We start from the raw sequence: 16,596 nt of genomic DNA on the forward strand, positions 1-16,596 counted from the left end.
GGCTGTGGCTGTGGCTGTGGCTGTGGCTGTGGCTGTTGCTGTGGCTGTGGCTGTCCCTTCTCCCGCCTGCGGGGGAAGGTGCCCGGAGGGCGGATGGGGGACGCTTTGGCTTTGGCTTTGGCTTTGGCTTTGGCTTTGGCGTCAGGCCTCAACCACCGATTTACAGCCCCGTGCGCTGACGATCCGTCAACGGAGCGGTTGCCAGCTTCGCGGCTTACGCCGCTCCTACAAAAGCCTGGCATGCACGCCCTTCGGCGATGGTGCCGCAATTTGCTTCGCGGCTTACGCCGCTCCCACATTCTTTGCGGCTTGCTTGCGGGCCGGCATGAAATACACCAGCAGGCCGATCACAGCGAACACGCCGCCCAGCGCGCAGACGCCGGTCCAGCCATGGTGCGTCCACGCCATCGTGCTGAGCACCGAACCACTGGCGCCGCCGATGAAATAGCAGGTCATGTAAGCCGAGGTGATACGGCTGCGGGCGCTCTCATCCAGCTGGTAGATCACGCTCTGGTTGTTGATGTGCACCGCCTGCACGGCGATATCCAGCAACAGCACGCCCACGATCAGCGCCGACAGCGACACCGGCGCGAAGGCCAGCAGGAGCCACGACAACAGCATCATCAGCAGGCCACCTACCGCCACCGCGCGACCATGCCCTCGGTCACTGAGCTTGCCGGCGCTGCTGGCGGCCAATGCACCGGCCGCACCAATCAAGCCAAACAAGCCGATGGTGGCAATCGAGTAACCATAAGCCGGGCCCGATAACAGGAAGGCCAGCGGCGTCCAGAACACGCTGAAGCCGGCAAACAGCAGCCCGCCCAGCACGGAGCGCTGGCGCAGCAGCGGCTCATCGCGCAGCAAAGCCAGCACCGAACCGATCAGACGCGGATAGGAGAGCGTTGCGCTGGGCTGATGCGCCGGCAGCAGGCGTGCCAGCACCACCGCAAGCACAAGCAAGGCAACGCAGGCGACCCAATAGATCGTATGCCAGGAACCCAAGCCGGCCAGCACGCCGGAAGCGGTGCGCGCCAACAGGATGCCGAGCAGCAGGCCGGCCATGATGGTGCCGACCACCCGCCCGCGATGCTCGGGCTCGGCCAGACCCGCCGCATGCGCCACGATCACCTGCGCCGCCACCGCACTGAGGCCGGACAAAGCCGTGCCTGCCAGCAGCTGCATGAAGTGGGTGGCGGTAGCGCTGATCGCCAGGCCCACCGCTGCCAGTACGAACAGGGCGACGATCAGGCGGCGGCGCTCAAGCCGGTCACCCAGCGGCACGATCAGCAGCAGGCCGGCGGCATAGGCCAGCTGCGCCACCGTCACCACCCAGCCCGCCTCGTCGGCGCCGATCCGGAATGCCTCGGCCAGGATCTGCAGCAGGGGCTGTGCGTAGTAGTTGCCGGCCACGATCAGGCCGGTGGCTGCGGCCAGCAGCAGGACCTGAGCCTGACTCAAGGGGCGATGGGGCGAGTGGGAGACGGGGGTATTCATGGGGGAGGCCACGGCGGGAACTGCGGCAAGTCTGGGCCGCCGCCATCAATGACGCCAATGTATTGTTTTCATTCCATCCATCTGTTTCAGTGATGGCATGTTCACCCTGCGCCAGCTCGAATTCGCCGTCGCCGTGGCCGAGGAAGGCGGCTTCACCGCTGCGGCCACCCGCTGCCACACCGTGCAGTCGGCGCTGAGCCATCAGATCGCGCGGCTGGAGGATGCCTTCGGCACCCGCCTGTTCGAGCGCAGCCACCGGCGGGTACGGCCCACCGCTGCCGGCGAGGTGTTCCTGCACAACGCCCGGCTGACCCTGCAGGCGGCCGCCCGCCTGCAGGAGGAAATGGCACTGACCCTGGGCACGGTGCGCGGCCGCATCAACATCGGCCAGATCACCTCGCTCAATGTGGTGGATGTGCCGGCACTGCTGGCGGCATTCCGGGCCGCGCACCCGGCCGTCGAGGTCCACCTGAAGGCAGGCATGAGCGATGTGCTGCTGGCCGAACTGGAACAGGGCAGCCTGGACGTGGCGCTGGTCGGCGTCGGGCCACAGATCACCCTGCCGCCACAGCACCGCCTGTTGCATGAGGAAGGCCTGTCGCTGGTGATGCCCATCGACCATCCCTTGGCCGGTCTCGCGGCAATCCCGCTGCAGGCACTACAAGGCCTGCCTTTGGCTGCCCTGGTGCCCGGTGCCGGGGTGCGGCGCATGCTGGATGACGCCCTGCGCGAACGCGGCATCCAGGCCCAGCTGCAATATGAGGTCACCCACAGTGAGCTGCAGCAGCAGCTGGTCGCCGCCGGCCTGGCGGTGGCGGTGGTGCCGGACAGCATGGCCGCACGCATGCAGCGCACCCTCGTGCGGCCACTGGCAGAACTGTTCCGTTTCCGCACCTGCGCGGTATGGCGGGCCGATCCAACCCCGGCGGCCCGTGCACTGCTGGGCCTGTTACCCGCCAGCGACACTTGAGATACACCTGCGATGCAACACCCGGCTTGACCAATACCAGCATGCCGTTCTGCTAATGTGCCGCGCAGCACCGAGGAGTCACGATGTCCGGCCACAACCAGTTCGCCCTGCTCAAGCAGCGCCGCTTCCTCCCGTTCTTCATCGTCCAGGCGCTGGGTGCGTTCAACGACAACATCTATCGCCAGGCGATCATCGGCCTGCTGTTCTACCTGGGCGTCAGCAGCGAAGAACGCACGCTGTATACCAATCTGGCACCGGCGCTGTTCATCCTGCCCTACTTCCTGTTCTCGGCACTTGCGGGGCAGATCGCCGAGAAGCTGGAAAAGCAGAAGCTCATCGTCATCACCACCACCATGGAAATCGTGGTGATGTCGCTGGCGGCGGTCGGCTTCCTTACCCAGAACATGCCAGTGCTGCTGGTGGCGCTGTTCTGCACCGGCCTGCAATCCACCTTGTTCGGCCCGGTCAAATACTCGGTACTGCCCTCCATCCTCAAGCCTGAGGAACTGACTGGCGGCAACGGTCTGGTGGAAATGGGCACCTCCATCTCCATCCTCACCGGCATGATTGCCGGCGGCATGATCTTCGCACTGGCCGGCGCCCACGGACCTATCGTCGCTGCCGTGGCCATCATCGCGCTGGCGATGATCGGCAACTTCACCGCACGCATGATCCCGCGCGTGGACGCGGGCGCACCGGAACTGAAGATCAACTGGAACCCGATCAGCGAATCGCTGGTGGTGCTGCGCCTGGCAAAGAAGCAGAAAGCAGTACGCAACGCCATCCTCGGCGTGTCCTGGTTCTGGTTCTTCGGCACCGTGCTCACCTCGCAGCTGCCGACCTACGCGGTGGTGAACCTGGGTGGCGACGAGGTGCTGTACATCTTCGCGCTGGCGCTGTTCTCGCTGGGCACCGGCGTCGGCTCGCTATTGTGCGAGAAGCTGTCCGGGCGCATCGTCGAAATCGGCCTGGTGCCGTTGGGCGCATTCGGCATGAGTGCCTTCCTGCTGGATCTGTATTTCGCGCGTACCGGCGCGGCGACGGCGGCAGGCTTGGATGTTGCCGGCTTCATCCAGCAGCCGGGCAGCTGGCGGATCATCATCGACCTGCTCGGCATCGGCCTGTTCACCGGCTTCTTCGTGGTGCCGCTGTTCGCGCTGATCCAGAGCCGCACGCCGAAATCGGAGATGTCGCGCGTGTTCGCCGCGCTCAACATCCAGAATTCCGGTTTCATCGTTCTGGCGGCGGTGCTGGGCCTGGTCACCCAGAGCGTGCTCAAGTGGAGCATCCCGCAGCTGTTCCTGGCGCTGGCCATCGCCAATATCGTGGTCGCTATCTACATCTTCAGCATCGTGCCCGAGTTCCTGATGCGCTTCCTCAGCTGGGTGATGGTGCGCACCCTGTACCGGCTGCGGGTCAAGGGCGTTGAGGACAATGTGCCGGACGAAGGTGCCGCGCTGATCGTCTGCAACCACGTCAGCTACATGGATGCGCTGATCCTGTCGGCGGTGATTCCGCGGCCGGCACGCTTCGTCATGTATTACCGGATCTTCAACGTGCCGGTGATGCGCTGGATCTTCAAGACCGCCAAGGCCATCCCGATCGCCAGCCCCAAGGAAGATGCCGCGCTGATGCAGCGCGCCTTCGACGAGGTGGATGCGGCGCTTGCCGAAGGCGAGCTGGTCTGCATCTTCCCCGAGGGCGCCTTGACCAAGGACGGCGAGATTGCCGCCTTCAAGTCCGGGGTGGAGAAGATCCTGGCCCGGCGCCCGGTGCCGGTGGTACCGATGGCGCTGAAGGGCATGTGGTCCAGCATGTGGAGCCGGCGCGATTCCCGGTTGGGGCAGATGCGGGTGCCGCGCCGCTTCCGCGCCCACATCGAGGTGGTCGCCGGGCCACCGGTAGATGGCGCCCAGACCGATGCCCCGCAGCTCGAGATCCTGGTCCGCAAGTTGCGTGGTGATGAGGCCTGAGTAGGGGAAACCACTTTCCAGAAATAGGACAAGTGGCTAGGCTACCCCCCTATGTGCCTGCCGGAGATCGCAGCACAGCCAAGGAGCAAGGGGATACATGGACAACACCACGCCATCACTGCCAGCCGTGCCACCTGCGCCGCCAACCGCGCCGCAGCAGGTACATCACTACTACCACCCGCAGAAATCCGGCGGGATAGCAGCGTTGCTGGAAGTACTGCCGGGGTTTTTCCAGGTTTTCGGCATTGGCCACCTGTACGCCGGCAATGTCGCCACCGGGCTGATCATCATGTTCGGCTATTGGGCAATTGCCTTCGTCAACTTCCTGCTGTGCTTTGTCTTCATTGGCTTCATCACGTGGCCCCTGTGCTGGATCGCCACAATGATCATCTCGCCGCTGACTGCGGCGAATGCCTGCAAGTCACGCTGATTTTTCAAAAAGGAGTTTTACGTGAATACAAGCAGTCCCGCCGTATCCAACAACCTCGTCTGGGCAATTCTGTCCACCCTGTTCTGCTGCCTGCCGCTGGGCATCGTCTCCATCGTCCACGCTGCCAAGGTCAATGGCCTGCTGGCTGCTGGCGACATCGCTGGCGCCCGTGACGCCGCCGACAAGGCCAAGAAGTGGGCAATCTGGTCGGTGCTGGGCTGGGTTGTGCTGGTGATCCTGTACGTGATCGTTTTCGTGGTGCTCGGTGTGGGCGGCGCGATGAGCGGCGCTTCCGGCTACTGAAGAACCCGACAGGCCGGTCGGTTCCGGCCGGCCTGTTGTCCTGACATGCAGTTCCCGCAACACCTGCTGCGTTACATGCCCTTGGCCGCGATTGCCGGCATCGGCGTGGGCGCGGCGGCGGTATTGAGCCGGATCGACCCGAATGTTCCGGGCAATCCACTGCCATCCTGCCCCTTCTATGCGCTGACCGGCCTGTGGTGCCCAGGCTGTGGCAGCACCCGCTGCCTGCACGCACTGGTCCATCTGGACCTGCCACAGGCAATGGCGATGAATCCGCTATTGATCGTGTCCATCGTGCCGGTGCTGGTGATGGCATTACATGGAGCCGGATTATGGCCGGCACGGCTGCAATGGCTGGTGCGACTGTTCGCACGGCCAATTCCATGGCTGGTGGTGATCGTCTCGTACTGGCTGCTGCGCAACCTGCCTTGGTACCCGTTCAACCTGTTGGCACCGGGCTGAAGGCCGGGCCAAAAGCCACGCAATTACGTAGGCAGGGTAAACACAGCGCCCGCGGAACATTTGGCGGCTGCCTGAAACATCAACAGATTCCTGCTTCCCGGGGACGCAGTGCTTACCCGGGCTACGGCCGCTCTTGGCTCAGCCCACCCAGCCAGCAATCACCAGCAGCGCCAGCAAGGTCATCCACAGCAGCAACATGCGCCAGACCAGGCTCATCGCATCGCGCAGCTCCGGGTAGCGTTCGTCTGCCGGCACCTGCCCGGCCAGCCGCGCTTCTTCCGCCTCTTCGACCAGCTCGGCGCCAACGCTGGCGCGTGCGGCCTCGGCCAGAAAGCCAAGCTGCAGCGCCCAGCGGTTGCCCGCGGCGCGACGCCAGGCCGAAAACACCGTATCGAAATTGCCCACCAAGGCCATCGACAGCGTCATCAGCTGCGCCACCGGCCACTCCAGCACCGCCAGCAACACATCACCGGAGCGTCGCTCTTCAGTGGACAGCTGCTGTGATTGCAGGCCTTGCGAAGACTGCGCCAACAGCCGGTACAACACCGCCCCCAGCGGCCCCAGCAACAGGAACCAGAACAGCGGTGCAAACCAGCGCCGCAGCGCATTGATCGCGGTCGCCTCGACCAGACCCGGCGCGTCCTCGCGCATGCTGCCGCCCGCTGCCTGCAGCCGAGATGCCGCCAGCGCTGCCGTGGCCTCGTCTTCGGCATCGATCACCGCCTCGACATCGCGATCCAGATCGCGCGGGCCCCAGCACAGCGCCAACACCGCAACGCCAAACAACAGCGCAGGCAGACCGAATAGGCGCCCGGCCAGCGCCCATTGCAGCAGGCCGACCAGCAACACACAGGGCGCGACCAGCAGCAACACACTGTAATGCGCAGCCGATTCGCCCAGCTGTGCACGCAGCCAGCCCAGGCCACGCCCGAACCAGCGCCAATCCCGCAACGTCGCCAGCAGCGAGGGGGCCAGGTGGCCAAGCACCAGCGCTGCGATTACCGCTACCAAGGTTGTGAACATGCGATCCCTCCGGCCCCTGATTGTAGGCCCTGCCAGCGCCGCAACGGCCGGCAAGCCGCGCGGCCATCAGCCCTCACGGCACTGACTCTGGTACCACTGCTCGATCAGGGTGCGTGCGATCGACAGCCGCGGCGGCAGCAGGATGCCCTGCCCGTCGTCGTTGCTGTCACGTTGCAGCGCGGCGCCAACCTCCTCGACGCTGAACCAGCGCGCGTCCTCCAGTTCACCGTCCACGGTTGGCACGTCGTCGTGCGCGCTGGCACGGAAACCCACCATCAAGGCACCCGGGAACGGCCACGGCTGGGTGCCCTGGTACTGCGCCTGGATCACCCTCACCCGCGCTTCCTCGAAGACTTCCCGGGCCACGGTCTGCTCGAAGGTTTCGCCGGGTTCGACGAAACCGGCCAGCACCGAATAGCGGCGCGCGACCCAGCTGCTTTGCCTGCCCAGCAACAGGCGGCCATTGTTTTCGACCGCGACGATGACCGCCGGGTCCACGCGTGGATAGTGCTCGGTACGGCACTGGTCGCAATGGCCAATGAAACCGAAGCGACCAAAGCGCACCGGGGAGCCACAGACACCGCAGAATCGATTGCGCGAATGCCAGTACGACATCCCGCGTGCATAGCAGAACACGTCGGCCACCTCGGCCGGCCAGGTCACCGCGGCCTGCCGCAGGTCCATCCGCTGCGGTGCCTTGACCGTCAGCGTCGCCGCCTCCGCGACAAACCAGGCGCGCCCTTCGCGCAGGCCAAGGAAGATCGCCGTGCCCGGGCCTCCGCCCAGATCGTTGCCACTGAACAGCGCCGGCTGCCGGTCATCATCGGCAAACGCGGTGCCATCGGTGTCCAACACCAGGATCTGCGCTGTTGGCCACAAGGCAGCCAAGGCATCGGCGTCGCCACGCAGGGCATCGGCACGGTCCAGGGGAGCGCCGACAAAGGCGTGCCCGGCGAAACGGGATTCAGAATTCAGCATCCGCCAGAGCCTGACGACAAAGCAGCACAAGCGCAACCAGCCGCAGCACGGCTGTAACCGCTTAGACCGAGAAGCTGCTACCGCAGCCGCAGGTGGTGCGGGCGTTGGGGTTGCGGATCACGAACTGGGCACCGGTCAGGCTTTCGCTGTAATCGACCTCTGCCCCCATCAGGTACTGCAGGCTCAGTGGATCAACCAGCAAGGTCACACCTTCGGTGACCACAGCCAGATCGTCCTCGGCACGGTTTTCATCGAACTCGAAACCGTACTGGAAGCCGGAGCAGCCACCGCCCTGGATATAGACACGCAGGGCGAGCGCAGCGTTGCCCTCGTCCTGGATCAGCTCGCGCACCTTGGAGGCAGCCGCCGGCGTGAAGTTCAGCGGGCGGTCCAAGGACTGGTAATCAGGCGCCGGCTGCACGCCGGGCAGGGAAACTAAGGTGCTCATGGCGCTCAGGATGGGGGCGGCAAGCCCCTGTTTCAAGCCGCGGTTGCTTCAGCTTTCTTGGACTTCTCGGCGGTTTTGGCTTCCGGTGCCGGCAGTGCGGCCATCGCCGCGGTGTGCAGCAGGCGGCCGTTGAGCTGGGCACCGGCGCTCATTTCCACCACCGTGTAATGCACATTGCCGGTGACACGGGCACTGGGGGTCAATTCGATGCGCTCGCTGGCATGCACATCGCCTTCCATGCTGCCGCTGAGCACTACCACGGCGGCGCGCACTTCACCCTCGATGCGGCCGTGCTCGGCCAGGGTCAGCATGGCCTTGGCGCCTTCCTCGGCAATCACCTTGCCGATGATGCGCCCTTCAACGTACAGGCTGCCGCTGAATACCACGTCACCGCGGATTTCCACCTGTGAGCCGATCAGGGCGTCTACGGCCAGATCGGCGTCGTGCTTGGACTTGCTTTTGAACATGTTTATTCCCCTCTGCCGTTGCCGGCGAGTTTCCAATCGAATGTCTGGTTGGAGCCCCCCCCGGATCCGGACAGGGAGACTCGCACACGTTGCGGTGTGAAATCCCGGGGCAGCATCACGCTACCGTCCAGTTGCTGGAAATAGCGGAAGGAATAATCCTGCCCCGGCGTGCCTTTGCGCTGGTGTAGGTCATCCCAGCTGACGGTTGTCAGCTTTCCGTCCTTCACACCCTCAACCGAGAACCGCATCTGGCCCTGGCTGATCGCACCACGATTGAGATTCTGGGTCAGCACCACGCTGTAATGCCAGGTACCGGCCGCTTCCGGGGTGAACTCCACCGAATGGGTGTTCAGCCCCTTGCGCTGGCTGGTGGAACCGACCAGGCGTTCATAGAAGGCAACGTCGGCGCGCAGGCCGGCAATCTCTTCGTCGCGTTCACCCAGCGACGTCTGCACTTCGCTGTTGGCAGCACGACTGATCTTGTCAGAGGCCTCCAGCGTGGCCTGGCGCTGGCGCAGTTCGTCCAGCTGGCTGCGCTGCTGGCCTACCAGGGCCTCGCTCTGGCGCAGCTTTTCGCGCATGCCGCCGGCATCAGGCGAGGCGTAGCGTGCCGCCAACCAGCCAACCAGCAGCAGCGATAGCAGCCAAGCGGCCGCCAGGACAGCGATCGGCACCCAGCCTGGACGCGGGGCCGCGCCACCACGGGGGGTGATCTGGAAACGTGAGGAAGGTCGGTTGGTCATGGCAGGTTCCAGTGCTCCCGGAAGGGCGACACCCGTGCTCGGTCTGAAACGACGGACCAGTGTAAACGACACGTATGTACATGCGCTTATGCGCTGGCGGCTGGCAATCACCGCAGGCATGCTCGATAGTTGCGATCCTGCTCACAGTATCCGGCCGAACCACTTCCCATGACAGAAGCCCACGTATTCGTCATCGGCATCCTGCTGGCCTGGCTGGCGGGCATACGCGTCTACCTGACCGTGTTCGGCGTCGGCATGGCCGGGCTGATGGGCTGGGTCGACCTGCCGCCGGCATTGCAGGCCACCGAATCCTGGTGGGTGCTGGGCACTTCCGGTGCCTTGGCCGTGGCCGAGTTCTTTGCCGACAAGATCCCCGGCGTGGATTCGATCTGGGATCTGCTGCAGACCCTGGCACGGGTCCCGGCCGGCGCCTTCCTTGCCGCTGCCACCCTGTCACCCAATGGCGAACTGAGTACCGGCGTATTGGCTGCCGGTGCCGGTATCGCGCTGACCAGCCACGGCCTGAAAGCCGGCACCCGCGCCCTGCTCAACACCTCTCCGGAACCTGCCAGCAACTGGATGGCTTCGTTTGCCGAGGACAGCGTGGTGATCGGCGCCTTGGCGCTGGCCCTTGCACACCCGTGGCTGGCGCTGATCTTCGTGCTCAGCGCCAGCATCATCGGTGCGCTGACGGTATGGCTGGTCTGGCGCATGCTATGGCGTGGGCTCAAGCGCATCTTCGCCAGCACCGACGCGCCAACTTCGGCACCATCCAAGCCGGGTAAGCACTCGCTGCCCCCCGCCCCGTGACCGCATAATCCCAATTGATGGCCAGCAACGACACTCCCACCACCGCCAACCGTCCGCTACGCGCGGAAACCCCGCCAGCCGATTACTGGCAGCGCTGGAGCGTGCGCAATGCGCCGCCCGCCGAAGCCGTGCAGGCACAGCTCAAACCCGGCGCCGACGCAGCTGCGGCTGCCATGGCCAGCGATGTCGGCGATGACACGCCCTACCGCGTATTGATCGTCGAGGACAACCGCTCGCAGGCACTGTTCGCGCAAAGCGTGCTGCATGGTGCCGGCATGCAGGCCTTCGTGCAGATGGATGTTGAAGGCGTGCAACAGGCCATCGGTGAACACCACCCGGACCTGATCCTGATGGACCTGCACATGCCCGGACTCGATGGCATGCGGCTGACCGCGATGATCCGCCAACAGCCAAACCAACAACTGCTGCCCATCGTGTTCCTGACCGGCGAAGCCGATCCAGACCGCCAGTTCGAAGTCCTCGACTGCGGCGCCGACGATGTGCTGGTCAAACCGATCCGGCCGCGCCACCTGGTCGCCGCCGTCGCCAACCGCATCCGCCGCAACCGCATGCAGGCACCGGGCAAGGCCGATGCCGGCCCGCTGATGAACAACCCCGAGACCGGCCTGCCGACCCGCCACAACGTGATGCAGCAGCTGCAGGCTGCCATCGCCGAGCAGCAACCGGCCGGCCTGATGTTCATCGAGATTGCCAGCGCGCTGGGCCTGCGCGAGCGCTATGGCTATGCCAGCTATGAGCGTTTGATGGTGCAGGCCGGGCAACGCCTGGCCGAAAACCTGCGCCCGCACCTGCTGGCCAGGCTCAACGACAACAGCTTCCTGCTGCTGACCCGCGGCATCGAAGAAGCCGCAGTACCGGCATTGGCGCAGCAGGTCCGCGATGGCCTGTCCGCGCAGCCTTTTGCACCACGCGAGGATGAATCGGTGTTCCTGCGTTGCGTGGTCGGCCACGCCAACCTGTCGCAGGGCCTGGCCGACGCCGACGCCGCGCTGGAAGCGGTGGAGCGCACCGCGCTGCAGGCGCGCCTGAACAGCACCGGTGTTGCTGCCTACGAGAGCAACGACGTCGCCATCAACAACGAGCACCTGGCCCTGCTCGATGGCCAGATCGAACTGGCCTACCAACCCATTGTCGCCGTCGCTGGCGGCGATACCGCGCAGTACCAGCTGCTGCTGCGACTGCGTCAAAGCAACGGCACCCTGCTGTCCGCCGGCCAGGTGATTCCCGCCGCCGAAGCAGCCGGTCGTATCGCCGACCTGGACCAGCAGGTCGTCGAACACGCACTGGGCCTGCTGCACCTGTACCAGTTCGCGCAGCCACCGATGCGCCTGTTCGTCTCGCAATCGCTGCGCTCGCTGTCGCGCAGCGCCTATGCCGAATGGCTGCTGGGCGCATTGCAGGAACGGCAAGTAGCCGGCAACGGGCTGGTCATCGATGTGCGCCTGTCCGATGCACTGGTACATGCGGTAAGCCTGCAGCAGTTCTGTGCACAGCTGATGCCGGCCGGCGTGCAGTTCTGCCTGAGCCAGTTCGAACCCGGCGCAGAGGCCAATGCCCTGCTGACCCAGCTGCCGCTGAGTTATGTACGCATGGCCGCACGCTACGCCGAAAGCCACACCAACCAGAAGCTGCGTGACGAACTGCGCAGCACCATCGACCTTGCCCACCGCGCCAACCTGCAGATCATCGGCCAGCAGATCGAAGACCCACAGGCCGCTGCCGCGATGTGGATGGGCGGCATCGACTTCATCCAGGGCAACGTGGTGCAGCGCGCTGGCAGCGAGCTCAACTTCGACTTCCAGAACGCGGTGCTGTGAGCGCGACTGCATCGGGTGCAGCGCGCGGTTGGGCACTGCTGGCAGCAGGCTGTGCCGCTGCTGCGGGCGCGGCCAGCTTCATTCCCGCCATTCCTGCCGTCGCCACCACCGCCAGCGCTGGCGTTGCGGTGGTCGCCGCGCTGCTGGCGGCCGTTGCCGCCAACAGGCAGCAGCGACAGGCACATGCCCTGCAACTGCAGATCGAAGAGCGGGTGCTGGAAAACAACCGCCTGCAGGTTGCCGCTCGGGACCACAGCACGCTGCAGGAGGCGCTGCTGCAAGCCAAACAGGCCGCCGAAGCCGCCACCCTGGCCAAGGGCGAATTCCTGGCCACGATGAGCCATGAGATCCGCACGCCCTTGAACGGCATCCTGCCGATGCTGGAACTGGTGGCACAGGGCCCGCTGAGCCTGGACCAGCGCAACATGCTCGATACCGCCACCGACAGCTCACGTCAGCTGTTCCGCATCGTCGACGACATCCTCGACTACTCCAAGCTGGAAGCAAACCGGCTGGAGCTGGAAATCACCACCTTCAACCTGCGCGAAACCCTGGACGGCATGCTGCGGCTGATGCAGCGCGCAGCCGAGCACAAAGGCCTGCGCCTGTCGCTGCATATCGACCCTGCCGTGCGCCTGTCGGTGCGCGGCGACCCGGTGCGCCTGCGGCAGGTATTGGGCAACCTGCTGGTCAACGCGATCAAGTTCACCGAACTTGGCGAAATCAGCATCCATGTAAAACGCCTGGGCGAAACCGCTGCACAGCACCGCCTGCGTTTTGAAGTGCGCGACACCGGCATTGGCCTGGACACAAACCAACAACAGCGACTGTTCAACGCCTTTACCCAGGCCGATGCGTCCACCACCCGCCTGTACGGCGGCACTGGGCTCGGCCTGGCCATCTGCAAGCGCATCGTCGACCTGATGCACGGCAGCATCGGCGTGCACTCCGAGCCCCTGCGCGGCTCCACGTTCTGGTTCGAAATCCCGCTGTTGAAAGTCATCGGCGACCTGCACCAGCCCGATCACCTGCGCAAAGTGCGCCAGGTACTGCTGGTCACGCCCGAACAGCGGCTGCGCCAGCGGCTGCAGCTGATACTGCCGAACTGGGGCTACCAGCCGGTTGTCGCCAACAACCTGCAGGAAGCACTGGAACGCCTGCGCATGCCCACCGTGTCCGGCATCTTCCATGCGGTGATCGGCGACCTGGAGCCCCTGCGCAACAGTGCCCCCGCCCTGCAACGCGCGATCGAACGCATGGATGGCAGCCGCCCACGGCTGCTGTGGCTGTATGGCGATGCCCCGATTGCCGACGTACTGCGCGATGGTGCCACCCTGCTGCCACGGCAACTGCCCGATACCCAGCTGCGCAATGCATTGAGCGAACCGTTGCAGCTTGCACCCAGCCCAGCGCCGGCATTGCTGCCGGGCAACGCCGGCGCAGCGGCAATGGCGCCTGTTGCGACGGCGTCGACTTCGACAACGATCGCACCTGCAGGCTTCCCGGCGGGTGCGCAAAGCAAGCCGATGCCAACGCCAGCCGCAGCCACCAACAACGCCAACGCAGGTACCGACCTGGCCGGCATGCTGGTGCTGTTGGTCGAGGACAACTCGGTCAACCTGATGGTTGCGCAGAAGCTGCTGAAGGTCCTCGGCGCCAGCACCGAAGCCGCCGAGAACGGCGCAATCGCCCTCGACAAGATGCACGCCAAGCGCTACGACGCGGTGTTGATGGACTGCCAGATGCCGGTACTGGACGGCTTTGCCGCCACCGGACGTTGGCGCGAGCACGAGGCCAGCAGCGGCGCCAGCAACCGCCTGCCAATCATCGCCATGACCGCCAACGCCATGGCTGGCGACCGCCAGCGCTGCCTGGACGCCGGCATGGACGAATACCTGTCCAAACCCATTTCCCGCACACAACTCCTGAACTGCCTGCTGGCTTTCAAGCCGGCATCCAGCGCAACTGCCGAACCGGTTACCAGCATGCCCAGCACCGACCTCTCCGCCAATGCATTGGCCGCCGCCTCCACCGCGCACACCGATGGCATCACCGCCTCGATACTGGAGCGCAGCGTGCTGGATGAACTGCTGGAGATCGCCGGTGACGAGATCAACGCCATCATCGACGTGTTCCTGGACGAGACACCGCAACTGGTGCGGCATCTGCAGGAAGCCGCGGTGATGCCAGACCTGAAACGGCTGGGCGAGCTTGCGCACAGCCTGAAGTCCTCCAGCGCCAATGTCGGCGTACTGGCGCTGTCCGAAGCGGCGCGCCGGCTCGAGCACGGCGCGCGCAGCGGCACGCTGGAACGACCCACCGTGATGGTGGCGTTGATCGTGGCCGAGTTTTCGCGCGCGCGCATGGCACTGGCCGGTTACCAGGCCGATCAGCGCACGCAAGCGCAGGAGTGATCCCGCTGCAGCGGGATCAGTCTTCCAGCTTGGTAAGCAGGTAGTTCGGCTCGCCGATGCGGTCGATCAGGTCCAACTGGGTTTCCAGCCAATCGATGTGCTCTTCCTCGGAATCGAGGATCTTCACGAACAGTTCGCGGCTGACGTAATCGCTGATCGATTCGGCATAGGCAACCGCATCGCGCAGCACCGCCGCCGCTTCACTCTCCAGTGCCAGATCGCACTTGAGGATTTCGGTGGGGTTTTCGCCGATGCGCAGCTTACCCAGCGCCTGGAAGTTGGGCAGACCTTCGAGGAACAGAATGCGATCGGAGAGCACGTCGGCGTGCTTCATCTCGTCGATCGATTCCTTGTATTCGTGTTCGGCCAGCTCGTTCAAGCCCCAGTTCTTCAGCATCTTGGCGTGCAGGAAGTACTGGTTGATGGCGGTCAGCTCGTTGTAGAGGACCTTGTTGAGAAATTCGATGACCTTGGCGTCGCCTTTCATGGCGCTGACTCCGACTAGGGGAACGAGCGCACTTTACCGGTTGCCGGCAGACAATGAAGGAACGCGAATCGTGATCATTAGCCACCGCCGTTGGCGATGGCAGCAGGGCCTGCTCAGGCTGCCCGCAGCAGCGGCAGGGGCAGCTCGCGGGTGGACCGTGCCTGCTCCAGCAGGCCGGCGGCCATGTCCAGGCAGGAACCGCAGTTGGAGCCGCAACCGGTACGCATGGTCAGCTCAGACACCGTGTCGCAGCCGGCAAGCGCGGCTTCACGGATCTGGTGATCGGTAACTCCATTGCAGATGCAAACGTACACGGCTTGACGCCCCTGAACCCGGCACGTAGCGGCCGTGTCAGCATTCAATCGCAAATGCGAATGGTTGTCAATTTCGGGCGTTAATCATTATTAATCTTCTTGCCGCGCCAGACCCCGGGCCGCCGCGGACGCTTGCGCGGCCGCTCATGGCCAGCGCTGCTACCCGGCATCCAGGCCTCCTGTGCGGACGCAGGCATCGCCTGCACGCCCTGGCCCGCGATGCCTCGCGCCAGTGGCGCCAGATGACGCAGCGCGCGCGCGTAGACGCCACGCTTGAACATGACCACGTGTTCCACCGGATACCAGAAGTCGACCCAACGCCAGTGATCGAACTCCGGCGTATCGGTCTCATCCAGCCGCACATGCGCCTCGTCGCCCGTCAGCCGCAGCAGGAACCAGACCTGCTTCTGGCCGATGCAGACCTGCTTCTCGGTATGGCGGATGGCCCGCGGGGGCAGGCGGTAGCGAAGCCAACCGGGGGTCGCTCCCAGGACTTCGACGTGTTCAGGCAGCAGGCCGGTTTCTTCCTGCAATTCGCGATACATGGCCTCGACCGGGGTTTCGTCGGTATTCATGCCACCTTGCGGGAACTGCCAGCCATCCCGGCGCACACGTCGTGCCCAGAACACCTGCCCGTCTTCCCGCATCAGCACTATGCCGACGTTCGGTCGATAGCCGTCCGGATCGATCACGATGCGGACTCCTAAAATTTCTACTGTCGAGGACTCTGCCATGGCTGCTGTCATGCCACAAGCACAGAAAAACCTGTTGACAAAACGACACGACACCACCAGAATTACCGGCTCCCAAGGCTATGTAGCTCAGCCGGTTAGAGCACAGCACTCATAATGCTGGGGTCGGTGGTTCGAGTCCACCCATAGCCACCATGGGAAGCAGGTTGAACCTGCACTACAGCCCCGTCGCCAAGCGGTAAGGCATCTGACTCTGACTCAGACATTCGGAGGTTCGAATCCTTCCGGGGCTGCCAAACATGAAAAGGCCTGATCGCAAGATCAGGCCTTTTTTCTATTCAGAACCTTCACGCCGGGGCCAACCAGCAGGCCGGGTGTGCGATAATCGTCACGCACCATAGCCCCGTCGCCAAGCGGTAAGGCATCTGACTCTGACTCAGACATTCGGAGGTTCGAATCCTTCCGGGGCTGCCAGATATCAAAAGGCCAGATCGAAAGATCTGGCCTTTTTTGTGGCTGAAGTTTCGGGATTGGGATTGGGATTGGCAGAAGCAAAAGCTTAAGAGCCAAAGCACCCCTCCCCAACCCTCCCCTGCGCTATGCGCAAGGGAGGGGGTGAAAGGCCGCGCTCGATGCATATCCGGCGCGGGAAGTGCCGCACCTCCCCCCCTCCCCTGCGCGTAGCGCAGGGGAGGGAGTGAAAAGGCCGCGCCCGATGCATATCCGGTGCGGAAACGGCCGCACTTGCCC

17 protein-coding genes and 3 tRNA genes are annotated in these 16,596 nt (G+C 64.5%); 11 read left to right on the forward strand and 9 right to left on the reverse strand.

Annotated features, from left to right (window positions below; all coding sequences use genetic code 11):
* Nucleotides 1-282 precede the first annotated feature (282 nt).
* A complete protein-coding gene (locus QMX78_RS14170) occupies nt 283-1,494 on the reverse strand; it encodes an MFS transporter (protein ID WP_282270637.1) in 1,212 nt (403 codons plus the stop codon).
* 97 nt (nt 1,495-1,591) lie between these two features.
* Here QMX78_RS14170 and QMX78_RS14175 point away from each other — a divergent pair, with 97 nt between their 5' ends.
* The 5 genes from QMX78_RS14175 to QMX78_RS14195 all read left to right on the forward strand — a co-directional run bounded on the left by QMX78_RS14175 (nt 1,592) and on the right by QMX78_RS14195 (nt 5,632).
* On the forward strand, nt 1,592-2,464 hold the full coding sequence (locus QMX78_RS14175) for a LysR family transcriptional regulator (protein ID WP_282270639.1): 873 nt from the start codon (nt 1,592-1,594) through the stop codon (nt 2,462-2,464).
* Nucleotides 2,465-2,547: 83 nt separating this feature from the next.
* Nucleotides 2,548-4,437: an MFS transporter gene (locus QMX78_RS14180; protein WP_282270642.1), complete on the forward strand. Its 1,890-nt coding sequence runs from the start codon at nt 2,548-2,550 to the stop codon at nt 4,435-4,437.
* Between the two features lie 97 nt (nt 4,438-4,534).
* Entirely contained in the window at nt 4,535-4,867 is a 333-nt protein-coding gene (locus QMX78_RS14185; RefSeq protein WP_282270644.1) for a hypothetical protein, read from the forward strand.
* Nucleotides 4,868-4,888: 21 nt separating this feature from the next.
* Complete coding sequence (locus tag QMX78_RS14190; protein ID WP_282270645.1) at nt 4,889-5,170, forward strand: CD225/dispanin family protein; 282 nt, start codon at nt 4,889-4,891, stop codon at nt 5,168-5,170.
* A 45-nt stretch (nt 5,171-5,215) separates the two neighbouring features.
* Nucleotides 5,216-5,632 carry a DUF2752 domain-containing protein gene (locus QMX78_RS14195; protein ID WP_282270646.1) on the forward strand — a complete coding sequence of 139 codons (417 nt, stop codon included), beginning with the start codon at nt 5,216-5,218 and terminating at the stop codon, nt 5,630-5,632.
* 138 nt (nt 5,633-5,770) lie between these two features.
* Here QMX78_RS14195 and ampE read toward each other — a convergent pair whose 3' ends face one another.
* The 5 genes from ampE to QMX78_RS14220 all read right to left on the reverse strand — a co-directional run bounded on the left by ampE (nt 5,771) and on the right by QMX78_RS14220 (nt 9,291).
* On the reverse strand, nt 5,771-6,655 hold the full coding sequence (ampE, locus tag QMX78_RS14200) for a regulatory signaling modulator protein AmpE (RefSeq protein ID WP_282270647.1): 885 nt from the start codon (nt 6,653-6,655) through the stop codon (nt 5,771-5,773).
* 66 nt (nt 6,656-6,721) lie between these two features.
* Nucleotides 6,722-7,633, reverse strand: coding sequence for an NAD(+) diphosphatase (gene nudC / locus QMX78_RS14205; RefSeq protein ID WP_282270649.1), 912 nt, complete (start codon nt 7,631-7,633; stop codon nt 6,722-6,724).
* Nucleotides 7,634-7,694: 61 nt separating this feature from the next.
* The gene (gene erpA / locus QMX78_RS14210; RefSeq protein WP_282270651.1) at nt 7,695-8,081 is read right to left on the reverse strand and encodes an iron-sulfur cluster insertion protein ErpA; all 387 of its coding nucleotides are present in this window, start codon (nt 8,079-8,081) and stop codon (nt 7,695-7,697) included.
* Nucleotides 8,082-8,113: 32 nt separating this feature from the next.
* Nucleotides 8,114-8,548, reverse strand: coding sequence for a polymer-forming cytoskeletal protein (locus tag QMX78_RS14215; protein ID WP_282270653.1), 435 nt, complete (start codon nt 8,546-8,548; stop codon nt 8,114-8,116).
* Nucleotides 8,549-8,550: 2 nt separating this feature from the next.
* Nucleotides 8,551-9,291 (reverse strand): DUF6776 family protein, encoded by a 741-nt coding sequence (locus QMX78_RS14220; RefSeq protein ID WP_282270655.1) that lies wholly within the window; start codon nt 9,289-9,291, stop codon nt 8,551-8,553.
* A gap of 168 nt (nt 9,292-9,459) precedes the next feature.
* On the opposite strand from QMX78_RS14220, the gene QMX78_RS14225 reads away from it, so the two are divergent.
* From QMX78_RS14225 to QMX78_RS14235, 3 genes are read left to right on the forward strand one after another with little or no spacing between them, the layout of a single operon-like run.
* Nucleotides 9,460-10,101, forward strand: a complete 642-nt coding sequence (locus QMX78_RS14225) for a DUF4126 domain-containing protein (protein WP_282270657.1) — start codon at nt 9,460-9,462, stop codon at nt 10,099-10,101.
* A gap of 17 nt (nt 10,102-10,118) precedes the next feature.
* Entirely contained in the window at nt 10,119-11,939 is a 1,821-nt protein-coding gene (locus QMX78_RS14230; protein WP_282270659.1) for an EAL domain-containing response regulator, read from the forward strand.
* Nucleotides 11,936-14,353 (forward strand): ATP-binding protein, encoded by a 2,418-nt coding sequence (locus QMX78_RS14235; protein ID WP_282270661.1) that lies wholly within the window; start codon nt 11,936-11,938, stop codon nt 14,351-14,353. The genes QMX78_RS14230 and QMX78_RS14235 overlap by 4 nt, the downstream gene beginning before the upstream one ends.
* Before the next feature lie 16 nt (nt 14,354-14,369).
* On the opposite strand, the gene bfr is transcribed toward QMX78_RS14235, so the two are convergent.
* The 3 genes from bfr to QMX78_RS14250 all read right to left on the reverse strand — a co-directional run bounded on the left by bfr (nt 14,370) and on the right by QMX78_RS14250 (nt 15,846).
* On the reverse strand, nt 14,370-14,840 hold the full coding sequence (gene bfr / locus QMX78_RS14240; protein WP_282270663.1) for a bacterioferritin: 471 nt from the start codon (nt 14,838-14,840) through the stop codon (nt 14,370-14,372).
* Between the two features lie 113 nt (nt 14,841-14,953).
* On the reverse strand, nt 14,954-15,154 hold the full coding sequence (locus tag QMX78_RS14245) for a (2Fe-2S)-binding protein (RefSeq protein ID WP_282270665.1): 201 nt from the start codon (nt 15,152-15,154) through the stop codon (nt 14,954-14,956).
* 80 nt (nt 15,155-15,234) lie between these two features.
* Nucleotides 15,235-15,846 (reverse strand): RNA pyrophosphohydrolase, encoded by a 612-nt coding sequence (locus QMX78_RS14250; protein WP_282270667.1) that lies wholly within the window; start codon nt 15,844-15,846, stop codon nt 15,235-15,237.
* Nucleotides 15,847-15,964: 118 nt separating this feature from the next.
* On the opposite strand from QMX78_RS14250, the gene QMX78_RS14255 reads away from it, so the two are divergent.
* The 3 genes from QMX78_RS14255 (at nt 15,965) to QMX78_RS14265 (ending at nt 16,320) form a co-directional block, all read left to right on the forward strand.
* Nucleotides 15,965-16,041: transfer RNA gene (locus QMX78_RS14255), tRNA-Met, on the forward strand.
* A gap of 26 nt (nt 16,042-16,067) precedes the next feature.
* Nucleotides 16,068-16,142 (forward strand) — tRNA-Gln (locus QMX78_RS14260).
* Between the two features lie 103 nt (nt 16,143-16,245).
* Nucleotides 16,246-16,320: transfer RNA gene (locus tag QMX78_RS14265), tRNA-Gln, on the forward strand.
* Nucleotides 16,321-16,596: the final 276 nt, after the last annotated feature.

Source organism: Stenotrophomonas sp. PS02298 (assembly GCF_029959445.1).
Classification (GTDB): Bacteria; Pseudomonadota; Gammaproteobacteria; order Xanthomonadales; family Xanthomonadaceae; genus Stenotrophomonas.